This is a genomic window from Novosphingobium decolorationis (assembly GCF_018417475.1).
Classification (GTDB): domain Bacteria; phylum Pseudomonadota; class Alphaproteobacteria; order Sphingomonadales; family Sphingomonadaceae; genus Novosphingobium; species Novosphingobium decolorationis.
The window spans coordinates 2,522,492-2,539,953 of record NZ_CP054856.1; the positions used below are offsets into that span (position 1 = coordinate 2,522,492).

The window sequence follows — 17,462 nt, forward strand, 5'->3', positions numbered from 1 at the left end:
GGCCGGGCCGCCCTACTCGGCGGCCTGCGCGGATACCGGCCTGGGCGCAACGCGCGTCCAGAGCCCCGAGATGGTGCGCGTAATGAAGGCGTTGCGCGCCATCCACGCGTGGTATTCGCGGTATTTCGCGTCCTCACGCAGGAGATGCGCTTCCTCGGTCTTCGCGCGCCAGAAGTAGATCGAACTGACGATGGCGAGGAGGACGGTGTTGCGCACCATGTCGGTGAGCGACCCGTTGGTGACGAGGAAGGGCAGCGTCGAGAGCCACCAGAAGGCGTTTTTCGACAGGTAGGCCGGGTGGCGCGTGAAGCGGTACGGCCCGTTCGTCAGGACGCCGCGATAGGTGAGGTTGGAAAAGCGCAGGCCGAAGGCAAAGGTCGCCCAGGCGTAGATCGCGGTCAGCACCACCATCAGCCCTGCCCAGAGCCACAGAAGCGGCGTGTAGCCCTCCAGCCAGTAGGCCCACCCGCCGGTGTGGACTTCATAGCCCAGCACGTCCGAACGCCCGATCGTGCCCCACACGAAGGGCGGGTAGCACAGGAGCGCAGCCACCCAGCCCGCCAGGAACGGGTTGCCGCTGCGGATATGCGCGTCGAGCGGGCGGAAGGTGAAGATATAGCCGACCGTGCCGATCTGCACGTCGATGAGGAAGAGAAGGCCGATCAGGAGCGAGCCCGTCTCGACCGGGTCGGAGCCGATCCGCGACAGGTCCGCCTCGACGATCTGGGCAAAGCCGCCGGGCAGGATCGAGATCATGAAGGCGCCGAAGAAGCCCTTGATCGCCCAGGCGCGCCAGTGCTTCTTCACCTGCTCGGCTTCCCATGCCTCGCGACCCAGAAGAAGCGCGCCGAAGTGCCAGGAGGCGTCACGCGGTTCGACAAGGACCCGGTCGAGCCACAGGACATAGGGGATCGAGAGGAGGAACAGGACCGGCGCCGCCGCGCCGATCACCTGCATGGCGAAGAGATACTGCCCGTCCCAGTACCAGCGCGCGATGCAGTAGAAGAGGCCGATCCCGACCCAGGTCGCCCAGAGCCCGGCGATCTTGGTGATCGAGATCTCGCGGACCGCGCGCCAAGGGCGCGGGCGGGCCCAGTCGATGCCGGTGGAGGGGTTGCGATGAACCTTGTCGACGAAGAGCGCATAGAGGCTCATCGCGGTGCCCGTCACGAAGAGCGCGGCGAGCGAGGCGTAAGGACCGCTCATCGGGGCCCGGGGGCCGGGAATGCCGAACATCGCGGCCAGGCTCGCCCAGTTGCGGCAGATCAGCAGCCAACACAGGAGCGCAGCCAGCCCGACAAGGCCGACACCCGCCGACACGTCACTGGCCGGGCGCTGTGCGCCTGTCTCGCTATCCCCCGTGTCCCTCTGGCTCGTCATGCCAAGAGAGCTACCCGCAATTGGTTAAAGCGACCGAAACGGAGGAAATCGGCGCGAAGAGAGGATAAGGGCGCATGTCCGGAGCCGAACACGCGCCCCACCGTCCTTAGCGGAACGCGGTAATGCGGCCCGAATCGTCGAGCACGAAGAGCGTCGAGTTGGCCACCACAGGGGCGAGCGAGACCGCGTCCTTGACCTTGGTGAAGAGGGTTTCCTCACCGCTTGCCGGGTCGATGCGGTAGACCTCGCCGTCCGAGTTGCCCGTCCACAGCGCGTTGCCCGCCAGCACCGGACCGACCCAGAACACCGGGTTCTTGCGCTTCTTGGGGTTGCCGTAGCGGGTCAGCTGGGTCAGCCAGCGCACCTTGCCGTTGGCGCGCGAGATCGCGAGGATCTCGGCCTTGTCGTCAAGCGTGAAGACCCAGTCCCCCGCGACCGCCGGGGTGGAGATGCCTGCCAGGTTCAGCTCCCACACGCGCTGGCCGGTGAGCAGTTCGTACGCCGCCATACGCCCGCCCTGGCCCAGCGCGAAGACGCGGCCCTGGTCGATGATGGGATCGGCATCGACGTCGGTGAGGCTGCCTACTTCGGTCGAGATCGAGGTGCGTGCGAGCGCGTCCGACCAGAGCTGGCGGCCGTTCTCGTAGCGGTAGGCGACAAGCTCGCCCGACGAATAACCGGCAATCACGGTGCCGCGCGCGGCGGCGGGCGAGGCCACGCCGAAGACGCCGGACTGGGTGATCGAGCCCGATTCGCTCCACAGCACCTTGCCGTCGGCCGCGTTGAGCGCGAAGATCTGGTTGTCCTGCGTCATCACGTAGATCGCGTTGAAGGCGACCGTGGGCGCGCCGCGCAAGGGGCCTGCGGGCTTGACCGACCAGCTCTGCTCACCGGTGCGCGCGTCAAGCGCGGCCACTTCGCCCACGCCCGTGGTGACGAAGACCTTGCCGCCATCGAAGCTGACGCCGCCGCCGAAGATCGACTTCTCGTCCTCGCCAGAGACCTTGAAGCTCTTGGTCCAGACCTCGCTGCCAGTTTCCACGTTGAAGGCGTGGACGACACCGCGCGTGTCGATGACGTAGAGACGTCCGTTACCCACCACCGGCGAGGCGGCGAGGCGCGCGCGCTGCGTGGAGCCTGCGATGCTGGCGCTCCAGACCTCGGACGGGTTGGAGGACAGCGCGAGGTGGCCGTAGGACTTGCTGGCGCTGCCACCGCCCTGCGCCCAGGTGGCGTTGACCTGTTCGGGGGGCAGGATCACCGAGACGCCGGCCATCGAGGGATCGACTTCGGCGCCGCTCTCGATGCGCGAGAGGATGGGGATACGCTCACCCACGGTCGGGGTCTTGGGACCACCGTCTCCGCCACCGCCGAAGAGCTTGCAGCCCGAAAGGCCCGTCACCAGCGCGAGCGCCAGGAGCGGAGCGGCGCGGCGGCGCCACACGGCGCGGCGCGGGGCCCGATGGGTCAGGTCGACTGCGGTCATGCCTTTATCCTTACAGGTAGATTTCATTCGGCGGCCGTATCGCCGCTGTCGGCGGCCTGCGCCTTGGCGCCCTTGGGCGCGGCTTCGGATTCGGACGTGGTCTCGGCGTCCTCGATTGCCTCGCCGCGCGCATCGACCACGTCGGGCACGGCATCGACGCCCAGCACGGCGGCAAGCTGGCGCGCGCGGCTGCGCTGGCCTTCACTGGCGTTCTTGTCCTTGGCGATCTCGGCGAAGAGGGGACCGGCCTGGCCGGGCTTGTCCATCTTGAGGTAGGCCATGCCGACCATCTCGGCCGCAACGCCGAACCAGGCGTTGCCGGGCGCGGCGAGCGGCTTGAGCCGGTCCACCACGTCCTGCGGCTTCATCTCGTCAAAGCGCGCCGCGACAAGGCGCACGGTGGCGAGGTCACGCAGCGGCTTGGGTGCGGCTTCATCGGCGGCGACGCCTTCGTAGATCCTGGCGGCACCGGCAACGTCGTCCTGCTCCTGCGCGATCGCGGCCAGCATCAGCCTGGCGGGCACGGCGTTGCCCTTGGCATCCTCGCCGCTCAGCGCCTGAAGCTTGGCCTTGGCGTCGTCGAGATTGCCCGACTGGACGCTGTCGAGCGCCTGGATATAGGCCTCGGCGTGCTCTTCGCGCAGGGTCTTCTGGTGGTGGTTCCAGTAAAGCCAGCCACCAAAGCCAGCAAGGACAAGCACGATCAGCACGGCGAGTGCCAGCCCCTTGCCCTTCAGGAAGCTTTCCATCTGGTCCTGGCGCAGGGCATCGTCGACCTCGCGGACGAAGACGTCCTGCTGCGCGGCCTTCTGGGCGGCGGCCTTGTCGTTCTTGTCGGAGCCGGTGGAGGCGGAATTCGTGTCAGGTGGCAGGGCCAAGATCGGGGCGCTTTCTGCGGTACGAGGTGGGTTTGGGGCTGTTTAGCGTATGAATGCGGCTTTTCAACGGCCATCATCGCTGCACGTCCCGCTCTGAAGCGGAACTGAACGGGCCTTTCAGGACGGCAAGGGCCAGCCTTGCGCGCCTCCCATAGCCGCTGCGTAGGTTTCCCGATAGGCCGAAATCATCGCGTTTTCATCGTAGAAGGCCTGCGCATGGGCCTGGTTCGCCGCACCGATCCGGGCGCGCAGGGCCCCCTCCCCGGCAAGCTCGCCCAGCGCGCGGGCCAGTGCGGCCTCATCGCCAGGCGCGGTAATGAAGGGGCGGTTTTCCCCAGCCACCATCGCCGCCACGTCTCCGACGGCCGGCGCGGCGATGGCAAGGCCCGCCGCCATCGATTCGACCACCGAGATCGGAAACTGCTCGCTGTCGGAGGAAAGCGCGAAGAGATCGAAGAGCCCCACCACGCGCGCCGGATCGGCAACGAAGCCGGGCAGGTGGACACGCTGCGCCACCCCCAGCCGCTGCGCTTCGGCGAGGATCGCCGCGCGTTCGGGCCCCTCACCCACGATCACCAGTTGCCATGGCTGCGGCAGCGCGGCGAAGGCGCGCACCAGCCGGGGCAGGTTCTTGACCGCGCGCAGGCCCGCGAGCGTCCCCAGCCAGAACGTGCCGGACGCCTTGGTGAGGCCGGGAAGGGAATCGGACGCCGGGCGCACGGTATAGCGCGCGGTGGGAATGCCGTTGCCGATCAGCCGCACGCGCGCGGAAGGCTGGTGCCAGGCGTCCCGCGCGATAGCGGCAAGGCGCTGCGAAGGAACGACCAGCGCCGCCGCCCCCGCCAGCGCCACGCGCCGGAAGAGATTGCGCTGCCACTTGAGCCCGCCCGCCTCGTCTTCGTTGAAGCCGTCCTCGTGGTGAACCAGCGGGGGCAGGCCAAGGCGCCGGACGAAAAGACGGTGCGCCAGCACCGCGTCCATGGCGCCCCAGTTGTAGCTGAGGACAAGATCGTACCCCCGCATCGCCCGGGCGATACGCCACAGGCGGGCGGGTGTGGGCCGCCCCTGAAGCGCGGGAAAATCGCCTCCCAGCGTCACCTGCAAGGCCGGATCGAGCACATCGGCCGCGCCATAGGCGCCGGGCTGGGCAGAGACCACGGTGTGCGCGATGTCCGGCCCGAACGCCTGCATCAGGCGCACCGCGCGCAGTTCCTTGCCCCCTGCGTTGAAGCCCGAATGAAGGTGCAGGACATGCACAGGCGCCCCCTTTCCTCTCCCCGCCCCGTTCAGAGCGTGCGCGCCAGCAGCGCCTCGATCGCGGCGAGCGCCTCGGGCTCATCAAGCGTCGGGGCGTGGCCCACGTGGGCCAGCGTCAGCGCCTCGGCGCCGGGCACCCGCTCCAGCATCTGCGCCAGGGTCTTGAGCGAGAGCACGTCGGAAAGTTCGCCGCGCACCACCAGCAGCGGACGCCCCGCCATTGCCTCCCACGAGGGCCACAGGTCGGGCTGGTCGGCAAGGTCGATGTCGAGCACCGGCTCGGCGATCTTCATGTCGTAGTCGAAGACCACGCGACCGCTGCTCGAAAGCGTCATCAGCCGCTTGGCCATGCGGATCCAGAAGTCCAATGGCTGGTCGGGGTGCGAGCCGTCGTGCGCGTCCTCGATCCCGCGCGCGGCGTGGACCCAGGTGGGATAGCTGCGCCCCTGCCCCAGGTACTCGCGGATGCGCTCCATCCCTGCCGGTTCAAGCCAGGGGCCGACATCGTTGATGACCGCGCCCGCGATCCGCTCGGGGATCTCCTGGACCAGCCCCATGGCCAGAAGCCCGCCCAGCGAGGTGCCGATGACAACGACCTTCTGGAGCCCCTCGTGGCGGATGAGATCGAGGATATCGGCGACGTACTGGACAGGGCCGTAACTGGAGGCCTCCTTCGCGTAGTCGCTCTCGCCCCGCCCGCGCAGGTCCGGGCACAGCACGTGCCAGCCGCGATGCGCCAGGTGGGGGGCAAGGCCGTCGAAATCGCGCGCGTTGCGGCTGAGGCCGTGGAGGCACAGCACCACGGGGCGCGCCTCGTCCAGCACCTGCGCGCCCTCCACGCTGGCGGGAAGATAGTCGCGGTAGTGGAGCTTGAGACCGTCCGCGCTCGACCAGTAGCGATCCTCCCAGAGCCGTTCCTCGTAATTGGTCATGTCGCGATGGCGTCCCGGTCTCGTCCTGTTGCGGTTGCCTGGCGCTCTGCGCATTGCCGGCGCCAGGGGCAAGCGACTGATAGCCCTCCCCGATCCATCTGAACACCCGGCTTGGCCGAGGCGCTGCGAAGGGACGCTCGCCCTGCGCGCGGCGCACGCGCTTAGCGCTTGAAGCCGCGCGCGGAGACGTCCACCTAGGAGGGATGGCAAGCTCCCCCCCTGCGTCCGCCCCCTACTGCCCCGACACCCCGATCACCGCGCTGGCCGACTGGCTGGCCGATTCGGTCTCGCCCGCCCGGTTCCCCGCGCACACGCTGCGCTTTCGCAACGACCGATGGGCGCAGGCGGTGGGCCTTGGCGAGCTCAGCGAAGACCAGTGGGTTGCCCACTTCGGCCGGTTCGAGCCGCTGGAGGGCAATCTTCCCCGCCCGCTCGCGCTGCGCTACCACGGGCATCAGTTCCGCAACTACAACCCTGACCTTGGCGACGGACGCGGCTTTCTGTTCGCACAGATGCGCGAAGGAGGCTCGGACGGACGCCTGCTGGATCTGGGCACCAAGGGCTCGGGCCAGACACCCTGGAGCCGCGATGGCGACGGGCGCCTGACGCTGAAAGGGGCCGTGCGCGAGATCCTCGCCACCGAAATGCTCGAGGCGCTCGGCGTCGACACCTCCAAGACCTTTTCGGTGGTCGAGACCGGCGAGGAACTGTGGCGCGGGGATGAACCCTCCCCCACCCGCTCGGCGGTCATGGTGCGCCTCTCGCACGGGCACATCCGCATCGGCTCGTTCCAGCGCCTCTACGCGCTGGAAGAGAGGGAACACCTTTCCCGCCTCGTCGACTACGCGCTGGCCCAGTACCCGGGAGGCCAGCCGCCCGAGGACGCGCCCGACCGCGCCAATCCCGCCATCGTGCTCCTCCACCAGGTGGTCGAGCGGCTCGCCGATCTTGCCGCATCCTGGATGGTCGCGGGCTTCGTCCACGGCGTCCTCAACACCGACAACATGAACATTTCGGGCGAGAGCTTCGACTACGGCCCCTGGCGCTGGGCACCGCGCTGGGACCCGCGCTTCACCGCCGCCTACTTCGACCGCACCGGCCTTTACGCCTTCGGCCGCCAGCCCGAGGCGCTCCTGTGGAACTGCGGCCAGCTGGCTCAGGCGCTGAGCCCCCTTGCCGAAACGAAGCCGCTGATCGCCGCGCTCGACCGCTTCGCCCCGCTCTACCAGGCCGCCATGGCGCGGCGCTTCTGCTGGCGCCTGGGCGTCCAGTCGCGCGGGCAGGAGGCGGACACCGCGCTCATCCAGGCCGCCGAGGACGCCATGGTCGAGACCGGCTTCTCGCCCGACCGCTTCTTCTTCCACCACCGCGCGGCCCGCAACGCGGGCGAGGACGCCTTCGGCCAGCGCCTTGCCGCCTATGCCCCCGCCGCCGGGCTCGACGATCCGTTCTGGCACGAGGAGACCCCGCCCGACCTCCACATCGAGGAAGTCGAGCGCATCTGGGCCGCCATTGCCGAACACGACGACTGGAGCGAACTCGAAACCAAGATACAAGCGATCCGGACGCTGGGGGACCGGCTGGGGGCAAAACCGAAGCCAGCAGGCCGCTGCGCGCTTTTGTAACTCGCATTAGGAACCCGGTAGGGATACCTGTGCAAGGGAATGCAGGATTTCCAACTTCTTCCCCTTAGGGATCGCAGGCTCTAAGGGGACTTCTCAGTAACGTGCATTAAGCACAGACAAACGATCGGGGAACGGCCGGGAACGTGAGCGCACCGGATATCATCTCTCTGGAACCGGCGACCGGCGCCGAGGTCTGGCGTGGCAAGCCCTGCGACGTCGACGACGTCGTTGCGCGTGCACGGCGCGCCTGGCCGGCCTGGGCCGCCCAGCCGCTGACCACGCGCATGGAGCTCATGCGCCGCTTTGCCAACGAGGTCCGCAAGGAGGCCGACACGCTGGCGCGCACCATCGCGCGCGAAGTGGGCAAGCCCTTGTGGGAGGCCCACAACGAGGTCGAGGCGGTCATCGCCAAGGTCGAGATCTCGATCCGCGCCTATGCCGAGCGCACCAGCCAGCGCAAGCTCGACTCCGCGCTCCAGGGCAAGATGGCACTGCGCCACAAGCCGCACGGCGTGCTCGTCGTGCTGGGGCCCTTCAACTACCCCTGCCACCTGCCCGGTGCGCACATCGTGCCCGCGCTGATCGCGGGCAACGTCATCGTCTTCAAGCCGAGCGAGAAGGCTCCGGCTTCGGGCGAGCTGCTCGCCCGCTGCTTCCAGCGCGCCGGGGTCTCGGCCGCGGTCATGCAGTTCGCACCGGGCGGCCCGGGCGAAGGCCAGCGCCTGGTTGCCCACGACGGGATCGACGGCGTGCTGTTCACCGGCTCCGCGCCGACCGGCATCGCCATCAACCGCAAGCTCGCCACCCGCCCCGACAAGATCGTGGCGCTGGAGATGGGCGGCAACAACGCGATGGTGATGTGGGACACGCCCAAGCTTGCCGATGCGGCCGCGCTCATTGTCCAGTCCGCCTTTGCGACCGCGGGCCAGCGCTGCACGGCCGCGCGGCGCCTGATCGTCAAGGCCTCGCTCTACGACCAGATCGTGCCGCTGGTAAAAAGCCTTGCCGACCGCATCATCGTGGGCGCCCCGTTCGACGAGCCCGCCCCGTTCATGGGCCCGGTCATCGACAACGCGGCCGCCGACGGATTGTCGGAAAGCTTCCTCTACCTGATGAGCCACGGCGGCAAGGCGATCAAGCACCTCCAGCGCCCCGAGGGCACGCTGCCCTTCCTCTCGCCTGCAATCATCGACACGACCGCGATGGCCAGCCGCCCCGACGTCGAACTGTTCGGCCCGATCCTGCAGGTCATCAAGGTCGACGACTTCGACCAGGCCATCGCGGAAGCCAACAACACCCGCTTCGGCCTCGCCGCCTCGCTGATCGGGGGCACCCCGCAGGAGTACAACCGCTTCTGGGCCAACATGCGCGCCGGGATCGTCAACTGGAACCGCGCGACCGTGGGCCCCAGCCACGCCGCGCCAATGGGCGGCATCGGCCTTTCGGGCAACCACCGCCCGACCGGCTATTACGCCGCGGACTACTGCGCCTACCCGGTCACTTCGGGCGAGATGGAACAGCCCCGCGCCGTGATCGGCGTGGGACTGAAGTCCTGATCTGAGGAACAGGTCAAAAAGATGAATCCGAGGGCCATCGCCCTCGGGCTCCCCGAACGGTCCACCTCACCTTGCGCGTGCCACGGTGGCTGAAAGAGGCAAGGTCGCCGATTTTGGGGTCAAGGGGCGATGGCCCCTTGAATCACTCTCTTTCTGCTGCTCTGGCGCCCTACTTGCCAGTAGTCACGAGATTGACCTCGGTCGTCCCCGGCCCGGACGGCCCGGCGTAGACGACATAGGCCGCATCGCCCTTGCGCCCGCCGATGGCGTAGTTCGTGCCGGTGCGGCGCACCTGCGCGCTGTAGCCCGCCTTGTCGGCCATGGCGTGGTAGAAGGCCACGACATCGCCCGCGCCGATGGGCGTGGCGTAGTTCACCACGATCATTGCGCAGCCTTCGCCCGCGACACCGGCCGCTTCCTGCACCGCGCCGCGCGGGTAGACGGGAAGCGCCGTGGGCACCTTGGCCGCCCAAGTGTTCGAAAAGGCGAGCTTGGTCGTGCAGTCGGTCTTGGCCAGCTTGGTCGCCTTGGCGACCTGCGCCGCGGTCGCCGCGCTTTCGGTGAGGACGTTGACCCCGCCCTGGCGCGCTTCGGGCGCAGGCTGGATCGGGTGGCCCACCAGCTTTTCGGCTTTCGCGCGCGCATCACGGATGGCCTCGGGCGAGCGATCGGCCGGGGGCAGGCTCACCTCGCCCTCGTCAGCTTCGAGCGCCGCGCCGGCCTGGCCGGCCATCTCGGGGTCGACCATGATGTCCTCCCCCAGAGCCCCGCTCATCGCCGGATCGCTGGCCGGAGAGGTCGGCTCCTCGGAGGTGCCGCAGCCTGCCAGGAGAACGCTCGCCAGCGCCGCGCAGGCCCAGCCGCCCGTCCGCTTTCCTCGCACCAACTCCTGCATCGTCCCGGTATCCTTCCTGCCCGCGTGCCTCATGGCACCGGGGACATGCACTCAAAGGGCAAACGGCAGGTAAAGACCAGCGCCTTGACCCCCAGCGTCCCATTTCGGGAAACGGACGCGCACAATCCTTGCCGTGGGTGAAGCACCGCACACGAAAAAGGGCGCCTGCACATGTGGTGCAGACGCCCTTCCACCCGAGCGGGCAGGCCGTGAAGCGTGCCAGCACCGCCGGGCGTGCCCCCACCTGCGCATCGCCGTCTGCGCGGACAGGGATTTCAAGGATTGGGGGAGCTCACGGACGGGACAGGGCCGCTCCATCAGGGGAGGGAGAGAGCGGTCGAAGCGACCCTGTCCGCAGCGCGTGAGGCCCTATCGCCCTTAGCGGCAGCTCTGGCCGCCACGGTCGACCTCTCGGCCGAGCAGGGCACCAGCCGCCGCGCCGATCAGCGTGCCGACCGTGCGGTCACGTCCGCCGTCGATCTCACGGCCGAGCAGCGCGCCCGCCGCACCGCCGATCAGGAGGCCGGTCGTGCCGTCCTTCTTTTCGCAGTAGTAGCGTCCGTTGTTGCCGCGCCACACGCGGCGGGGCTCGTCGTAGCCACGATAGCTGCTGCGGCCGTAGCCCCGGCGGCGATCCTCGCGCGAATAGCGGTAACGGTCGCGGCCATAGCTCTGCGTATCGGCCTGGTTCACCTCGAACGCGCTGACCGCCGCAGGCGCAGGCTGCGCGGCCTGGCTCTGAATGGCCGCCGAAGCGGGAACGGCGGTGGCGATGCTGGCGCTCGCCGCCACCAGCGCGGTTGCCTTGAAGAATGCGTGCATCGGTGTTCTCCTCGATTGCGGGACCCGGGCCCGGTGGACGGGGGCCTATCCGCGGTACGCATTCAGGTTTAGAGCACTGAAGCTGAACGGAGTGCAACGGCGCTGTCAGATTCCCCTTTTGCGACGAAATGATACGATTGCGGGGGTGAGATGCGCCCCAAACGGCCAAACTCACCTCCCCGCGCCACGGCGGCGCAGAGAGGTGAACTCGCCAATTCGGGGGTCAAGGGACGATGGCCTCTTGAAAAAGTCCTCTCTTCCCTATTCTTCTGGCCCCTGCCTGCCCCCCCCCCCTCCTCGAAAGTCCCCCCGATGACCGCCCCCACCCCAAGCCCTGCCAGCGGCCTGCCCTACGCGCTGGGGACATATGTCTTCTGGGGCCTGTTCCCGCTCTACTTCGCGGCACTGCGCCATGTGCCCGCGTTCGAGATGGTGGGCTGGCGCATTGTCTTCACGCTGCCCTTCTGCGCGGTGCTGGTGCTGTGGCGGCGCAACGTGGGCGCGGTGCTGGCCGCGCTGCGCAATCCGCGCACCCTCGGCATCCTCGCAGCCAGTTCGCTGTTCATCGGGGCCAACTGGACGATCTACGTCTGGGCGGTACAGAGCGGCCACGTCCTGGCCGCGAGTCTCGGCTATTACATCAACCCGCTGCTCAACGTGCTGGCGGGCACGCTCTTCCTGAAGGAGCGGCTCTCGCGCCTGCAGTGGGGCGCGGTAGCGCTCGCCGCGCTGGGCGTCGCCATCCTCGCCTTCAACGCGCTGACGATGCTGTGGGTGAGCCTGGGGCTCAGCCTCTCGTTCTGCTGCTATGGCCTCTTGCGCAAGCGCGTGGCGGTGGAGGCGCTGCCCGGGCTCGCGGTCGAATCGCTGTTCCTGCTGATCCCGGGGATCGCCATCGTCACCAACCAGGCGCTGTCACCTGCGGGCTCGAGCCTGGGGCAGTCGCTCACCACCGACGCCTTGCTGGCGCTCGCCGGGGTATTCACCGGCCTGCCGCTGCTGCTCTTCGCCATTGCCGCGCGGCGCATGGACTATTCGACGCTGGGCTTCGTCCAGTTCGTGACGCCCACGCTGGTCTTTCTGCTCGGCGTCTTCGTCTTTCGCGAAGAGGTGCGCACGACGCAGATCGTGTGCTTCGCCTTCATCTGGAGCGCGATCGTGCTGTTCAGCCTCGACCTCCTGCGTCGCCGCAAGCGGACGCGCGCAGGAGTGAGACCAAAGGCAGCCTGAGCCTTAGAGAGCGCCTGCAAAGCGCAGCGGTTCGCCCTGCGCGCGCTCGCCCAGCTGGCCTTCCCACATCGCGGTGTGGCCGCGCACGATAGTGCCGACGACGCGGCCTTCCAGCTCCATGCCGGTGAACGGCGACCAGCCGCAGCGGCTTTCCAGCCAGTCCTCGGTGATGGTGAAGCGGCCCTTGCGGTCGATCACGGTGAAGTCGGCGTCATAGCCGGTCGCGATGCGGCCCTTGCCGACAAGGCCGAAGACACGCTGCACGCCCGAGGAGGTCATGTCGATCAGACGCTCGAGCGTCATGTTGCCCTTGGCGACATGGTCGAGCATCAGCGGCAGCAGCGTCTGCACGCCGGGCATGCCCGAGGGGCTGGCCGGGTAGCTCTTGGCCTTCTCCTCCTTGGTGTGGGGTGCGTGGTCGGACCCCAGCACATCGGGCACGCCCTGCTGGAGCCAGTGCCACAGCCCGTCGCGGTGCGCCTTGGAGCGGATCGGCGGGTTCATCTGCGCGTAGGAGCCCAGGCGCGGATAGGCGTCCTCGGCCCAGAGCGTGAGGTGCTGCGGGGTCACCTCGCAGGTCGCGATGTCGCGGTGCTGGGCGATCAGCTCCAGTTCGGCGGGCGTGGTGATGTGGAGGATGTGGATCGGGCGCTTGGCTTCGCGCGCGAGGCGCAGGATGCGCTTGGTGGAGAGCATAGCGCTCTCATCGTCGCGCCAGACCGGATGGCTGGAGGGATCGCCCTCGACCCGCTCGCCCTTGCGCGCGTTCATGCGGTCCTCGTCCTCGGAGTGGATCGCGACGCGGCGCGTGCCGCTGGCCAGCACGCGGGCCAGTTCCGGGTCGTGGGCGACCAGCAGGTTGCCGGTCGAAGCGCCCATGAAGATCTTGACGCCCGCGGTGCCCGGAATGCGCTCCAGATCGGCCAGTTCGGGCGCGTTCTCGGCGGTCGCACCGACGTAGAAGGCGTGGTCGCAGTACATGCGGTGGTAGGCGCGGTCGAGCTTGTCCTGGATGCGCATCACCGAATCGGTGTTCGGGTTGGTGTTGGGCATCTCGAAGACGGCGGTGATGCCGCCCATGACCGCCGCGCGGCCACCGCTTTCGAGGTCTTCCTTGTGTTCGAGGCCCGGCTCGCGGAAGTGGACCTGGCTGTCGATGACGCCGGGCAGCACGTCGAGCCCGGTGCAGTCGATGCGGCGCGCGGCATCGGGGTAGGACCCCACGCCCAGGATCTTGCCGCCGCGCACGGCGACGTCCGCCACGCCCGAACCGTTGGGCGTGTGCACGGTGCCGCCGGAAAGTACGAGTTCGGGTGCCATGTCAGCCGGGTCAGTCATGTCGCTTGCGCCTCTTTTGTCCTGGGGTCCCGCGCGTGAAGGCGGGGGTCATGCACGTCGAACTAGGACCGGCGCGCGGGGGGCGCAAGGCACGAGAGCGCCAAACCGCCCTCTTTCGGCCCCAATTGGACGGCAATTTCGCCTGCACATCTGTCCAACAGGAGCGCCCATGCCCCTCGCCGAGCCCGCGCCTGCCCCGCCGATCCTCTCCCTGCAGAGCACGGCGCAGAGCTTCGACCTTGCGGACCTCGGCGCCGCGGAAAAGACAATCGATTTCAGCGCGGTGCAGCGGCGCTGCGCGCCCGCCTCGCGGCCCGGCGAGATCGTGGTCTGCGCCCCCGATCCCGAGGCCGAGCGCCTTGGCACGATAGCCGGCGCGCAGGACTTCGAACCGGCCGATACCGGCCCGCCCCGCGCGGCGATCAAGCTGACCGAGAATATCGAGGCCGACGTCCACCTCGATTCGTACGGCCTTCCCAACGGCATGGTCAGCAACAGGGTCATGTTCGGGGGCAAGGTCACGTTCTGAGCCCATGCGAAAAGGCCCGGCCCGCACGCCGACCTTGCCAGAAGATCGGCCCGCGGACCGGGCCCGGTTCGGTACCCGCCGGTGATGGTGGTGGTTGGCAGGTGCCGGGGTGCCTGCCGGGTTATCCCGTCAGGCGAACGTGCCCGCGCGCGCGATCTCGCTCGCGGCCTTGCGGCCGACCGGCGCCTCGCGGTCCTGCAGGTAGTCGGGAAGCGTAGCCTTGTCGCCGATCTTGCCGATCACGAAGGCGGCTTCGAGCCGGTGGTCGGCCGGAACGCCCAGCGCCGCTTCGGCCTCACCGAACTTGATGCCGGTCATGCCGTGGGTGTGGTAGCCCAGTGCCTGCGCCTGGAGGGCCGCGGCCATCCAGGCCGCCCCCGCATCGAAGCTGGCGCTGTAGTTGTCCGAGTTGCCCTTTTCCGAGCGCATCTGCGTGTCCGAGACGACGAAGACCAGCGCCGAGGCGCTCTGCGCCCAGCCCTTGTTGAAGTCGATCAGCTGCGAGAGGAACAGGTCCCAGTTGGCATCGCCCTTGACCGCGTAAAGGAACGTCCAGGGCTGCACGTTGTAGGCCGAAGGCGCCCAACCGGCCGCCTCGAAGATCACGTCGAGGTCGTCCTGGGGAATCGCACTTCCGTCAAAGGCGCGGGGCGACCAGCGATCGACGATCAGCTTCTCGACCTTGGCGTGGGCGGTGCGTCCGAGCGATTGGGCAGTCATGTCGGGATATCCTTGGCAATCGGGATGGGAGAGAGGCGAAAGAAATGGCAGCAAAGGACGCTAGCGTGCCGACAGGGTCGACGCACCGGCGTCCTTCGCCACAACCGTCAGGCGGCATCCACCAGAACGATTTCCGCATCCTCTAGCGCGGTTACCGCGAGGCTGGAAAGGCCCGTGATCGCAACGCCATCACGCGCCTCAGCCTCCACAGCCTCGCCCCCCGACGCTCCATCGGCCACGCGGATGCGCCCGCGCGTCGAGACCAGGTAGAGATGGCGGCCCGGCGCGGCTTCGTAGTGCGCGGTTTCGCCCAAGGGAACGGTCGCGCCCAGCACGCGCGCATCGGCGCGGATCGGCAGCGCGTCACCGTCCCCGTCCTGCCCGCTGGCAAGCGCCACGAAGCGGCCCGCGCGGTCGTCCTTCGGGAAAGGCCGCGTGCCCCAGTCAGGCGCCCCGCCGCGGCTGTCGGGCAGGATCCAGATCTGGAAGATCTGGGTCTCTTCGGCTTCCAGGTTGTATTCGGCATGCTGGATGCCGGTGCCCGCGCTCATCACCTGGACATCGCCCGCGACCGTGCGGCCCGCGTTGCCCATGTTGTCCTGGTGGGTGATCGCGCCCTTGCGGACATAGGTGACGATTTCCATGTCGCGGTGCGGGTGCGGGGGAAAGCCCGTCTGCGGCGCGATGGTGTCATCGTTCCAGACCCTGAGGCGCCCCCAGTTGGTGCGCGCAGGGTCATGGTAGTTGGCAAAGGAAAAGTGGTGGTGGGCATCGAGCCAGCCATGGTTGGCCGCTCCGAGCCCCGCAAAGGGACGCAGCTCGATCATGCTATTCAACTCCTGGGGCGAAGAGGCCGCCGTCCCATCCTGCGGCGGCCCCTCGAAAAGGCGGTCCGGCCCTTGAAGGGCTCTTGCGGACCATTTTTGCGAACCGAAGGGCCCCGGGATCGATGGGAGGGGCGCTTTCGCGTGTCCCGTCCCAGATAGGCATTTTCATTTGATCGGAAAATTGCGATAAAATGGATGGAAATGTTCAAGGATCTTGAATGCCCAACCTGGTGACGCCCAGTCTCGACCACCTGCGCATCGTCCTCGCCGTCGTCGAGGAGGGCAGCTTCGGGGGCGCCGCGCGCAAGCTGGGGCGGGCGGTCTCGGTCGTCAGCTATGCCGTGGCGCAAGTCGAGGCCCAGCTCGATCTGGTGCTGTTCGAACGCGAAGGCTCGCGCAAACCCGTGCTGACGAAGAACGGGCGGGCCCTGCTCGCCGACATGCAGATCATCCGCGAGGACAGCGAGGCCCTGCTCGCCCGCGTGCGCAGCCTGCGCCAGGGGCTGGAGGCCGAACTCGCCCTTGCGGTCGACGTCATGGTGCCGGGACAGGTCCTCGCTCCCCTCCTGCGCGCCTTCCAGGAGCGCTACCCGCGCGTGCCGCTGCGCCTTCACATCGAGGCGCTGGGCGCGGTCGCCGCCTCGCTTATCGAGGGGCGCGCCAGCCTCGCCATCGCCGGGCCCGACCTCCCCCAGCTTGGCGACTTCGAGCGCGAAGTGATCGGCGCGGTCGAAATGGTCCCGGTCGCCGCACCCTCGCACCCGCTTGCACAGCAGGCCCGGATCGCACCGGGCGACACACGCCGCCATCTCCAGCTTGTCCTTACCGACCGCTCGACGCTGACGCAGGGCCACGATTTCGCGGTGATGAGCCCGCACACCTGGCGCCTTGCCGATCTGGGCGCCAAGCACGCGCTGCTGCGCGAAGGCATCGGCTGGGGCTCGATGCCGCGCGATGCGGTGCACGGCGACCTTGCCGATGGCACGCTCGTCGCGCTCGACCTGCCCGAGCGGCGGATGATGTCCTACCACCTCCTCGCGCTGTGGCGGCGCGACAACCGGCCTGGCCCCGCCGCGCTGTGGGTGCTGGAGGAACTGCGCACGCGCCTTGCCGAACACGCCGCGAGCACGGCCTGATTCGCACCTTGGGATCTTGCACTTGGGCGCAATCTCCCCATGTGCTCAGACATGAGCGCCACCCGACTGTTCGACCGAGCCGTGATCCGGCTTTCCGCCCGCCCCGACACCGGCGAGGACGTCGCCGCCTTCCTGCAGGGGCTCGTCACATCCGATGTGAAGGGATCGCTTCCCGTCTGGGCCGGGCTGCTCAGCCCGCAGGGCAAGGTCCTGTTCGATTTCCTGGTCTGGCCCTCGGGCGAGGACCTCCTGATCGACTGCGAGGCGAATGTCGCCGACGCGCTGGCGAAGCGCCTCTCGATGTACCGCCTGCGCCGCGCGATCGACATCGCGCGCGAGGATCACCTCGTCGTCCACTGGCGCCCCCACACCGGGGACGGCGCGGCCTCGGACCCGCGCCTTTCCGCGCTGGGCGAACGCTGGATCGCGCCCTTTGACCCCAATGACCCGGACGATATCGTGACCGGCGCCGACGAGGCCTGGCGCGCGCATCGCCTCAGGCACGGCGTGTGCGAGGGCCGCGCGGAACTGGGCGATGGCGAACTGCTCTGGCTGGAATGCAACGCGACCGAACTGCACGGCGTCAGCTTCACCAAGGGCTGCTACGTGGGGCAGGAGAACACCGCGCGCATGAACTGGCGCCAGAAGATCAACCGCCGCCTGGTCGTGGTCCCGCTCGAAAGCTCGAACGAGAAACGCCGCCGCGCGGCCTACACCGACTTGGGCCTTGCCGTCGATCACCTGCGCGTCGCGGATATTCCCGCCGAATGCGTGCCGGGCTGGATGGAGCTGGCCAAGGACGAGGCGGAGTAAGGCAGAAGGGATTTTCCGAGGGCCATCGCCCTCGGGCT

At 68.4% G+C, this 17,462-nt stretch carries 16 protein-coding genes; 6 read left to right on the forward strand and 10 right to left on the reverse strand.

Annotated features, from left to right (window positions below):
* Positions 1–12 precede the first annotated feature (12 nt).
* The 5 genes from HT578_RS11730 to HT578_RS11750 form a co-directional block, all read right to left on the reverse strand.
* Entirely contained in the window at positions 13–1,380 is a 1,368-nt protein-coding gene (locus tag HT578_RS11730) for a methyltransferase family protein (RefSeq protein ID WP_213499604.1), read from the reverse strand.
* A 106-nt stretch (positions 1,381–1,486) separates the two neighbouring features.
* Positions 1,487–2,866 carry an outer membrane protein assembly factor BamB family protein gene (locus HT578_RS11735; RefSeq protein ID WP_213499606.1) on the reverse strand — a complete coding sequence of 460 codons (1,380 nt, stop codon included), beginning with the start codon at positions 2,864–2,866 and terminating at the stop codon, positions 1,487–1,489.
* A gap of 23 nt (positions 2,867–2,889) precedes the next feature.
* The gene (locus HT578_RS11740) at positions 2,890–3,744 is read right to left on the reverse strand and encodes a tetratricopeptide repeat protein (protein ID WP_213499608.1); all 855 of its coding nucleotides are present in this window, start codon (positions 3,742–3,744) and stop codon (positions 2,890–2,892) included.
* Between the two features lie 117 nt (positions 3,745–3,861).
* Positions 3,862–5,001, reverse strand: coding sequence for a glycosyltransferase (locus HT578_RS11745; protein WP_213499615.1), 1,140 nt, complete (start codon positions 4,999–5,001; stop codon positions 3,862–3,864).
* Between the two features lie 29 nt (positions 5,002–5,030).
* A complete protein-coding gene (locus HT578_RS11750) occupies positions 5,031–5,933 on the reverse strand; it encodes an alpha/beta fold hydrolase (protein ID WP_213499616.1) in 903 nt (300 codons plus the stop codon).
* A gap of 203 nt (positions 5,934–6,136) precedes the next feature.
* Here HT578_RS11750 and HT578_RS11755 point away from each other — a divergent pair, with 203 nt between their 5' ends.
* The gene (locus tag HT578_RS11755) at positions 6,137–7,558 is read left to right on the forward strand and encodes a protein adenylyltransferase SelO (RefSeq protein WP_213499617.1); all 1,422 of its coding nucleotides are present in this window, start codon (positions 6,137–6,139) and stop codon (positions 7,556–7,558) included.
* Between the two features lie 143 nt (positions 7,559–7,701).
* Complete coding sequence (locus HT578_RS11760; protein WP_039390322.1) at positions 7,702–9,114, forward strand: succinylglutamate-semialdehyde dehydrogenase; 1,413 nt, start codon at positions 7,702–7,704, stop codon at positions 9,112–9,114.
* A 169-nt stretch (positions 9,115–9,283) separates the two neighbouring features.
* On the opposite strand, the gene HT578_RS11765 is transcribed toward HT578_RS11760, so the two are convergent.
* Both HT578_RS11765 and HT578_RS11770 read right to left on the reverse strand, forming a co-directional pair.
* Entirely contained in the window at positions 9,284–10,009 is a 726-nt protein-coding gene (locus HT578_RS11765) for a hypothetical protein (RefSeq protein WP_213499618.1), read from the reverse strand.
* A gap of 378 nt (positions 10,010–10,387) precedes the next feature.
* Positions 10,388–10,831: a glycine zipper 2TM domain-containing protein gene (locus HT578_RS11770; protein ID WP_213499619.1), complete on the reverse strand. Its 444-nt coding sequence runs from the start codon at positions 10,829–10,831 to the stop codon at positions 10,388–10,390.
* 312 nt (positions 10,832–11,143) lie between these two features.
* Here HT578_RS11770 and rarD point away from each other — a divergent pair, with 312 nt between their 5' ends.
* Complete coding sequence (gene rarD / locus HT578_RS11775; protein ID WP_213499621.1) at positions 11,144–12,061, forward strand: EamA family transporter RarD; 918 nt, start codon at positions 11,144–11,146, stop codon at positions 12,059–12,061.
* A 3-nt stretch (positions 12,062–12,064) separates the two neighbouring features.
* Here the strand turns inward: rarD and HT578_RS11780 are convergent, their stop codons facing one another.
* A complete protein-coding gene (locus tag HT578_RS11780; RefSeq protein ID WP_422394350.1) occupies positions 12,065–13,399 on the reverse strand; it encodes a dihydroorotase in 1,335 nt (444 codons plus the stop codon).
* Positions 13,400–13,568: 169 nt separating this feature from the next.
* Between HT578_RS11780 and HT578_RS11785 the strand changes: the two genes are divergently transcribed.
* On the forward strand, positions 13,569–13,928 hold the full coding sequence (locus tag HT578_RS11785; protein WP_213499623.1) for a hypothetical protein: 360 nt from the start codon (positions 13,569–13,571) through the stop codon (positions 13,926–13,928).
* Positions 13,929–14,057: 129 nt separating this feature from the next.
* Here the strand turns inward: HT578_RS11785 and HT578_RS11790 are convergent, their stop codons facing one another.
* A complete protein-coding gene (locus HT578_RS11790; protein ID WP_039390318.1) occupies positions 14,058–14,648 on the reverse strand; it encodes a nitroreductase family protein in 591 nt (196 codons plus the stop codon).
* Between the two features lie 107 nt (positions 14,649–14,755).
* Entirely contained in the window at positions 14,756–15,475 is a 720-nt protein-coding gene (locus HT578_RS11795) for a pirin family protein (RefSeq protein ID WP_213499624.1), read from the reverse strand.
* Positions 15,476–15,693: 218 nt separating this feature from the next.
* Here HT578_RS11795 and HT578_RS11800 point away from each other — a divergent pair, with 218 nt between their 5' ends.
* Entirely contained in the window at positions 15,694–16,611 is a 918-nt protein-coding gene (locus HT578_RS11800; protein WP_213499626.1) for a LysR family transcriptional regulator, read from the forward strand.
* Positions 16,612–16,662: 51 nt separating this feature from the next.
* Positions 16,663–17,424 (forward strand): CAF17-like 4Fe-4S cluster assembly/insertion protein YgfZ, encoded by a 762-nt coding sequence (ygfZ, locus tag HT578_RS11805; RefSeq protein WP_213499628.1) that lies wholly within the window; start codon positions 16,663–16,665, stop codon positions 17,422–17,424.
* The last annotated feature ends 38 nt before the right edge of the window (positions 17,425–17,462 follow it).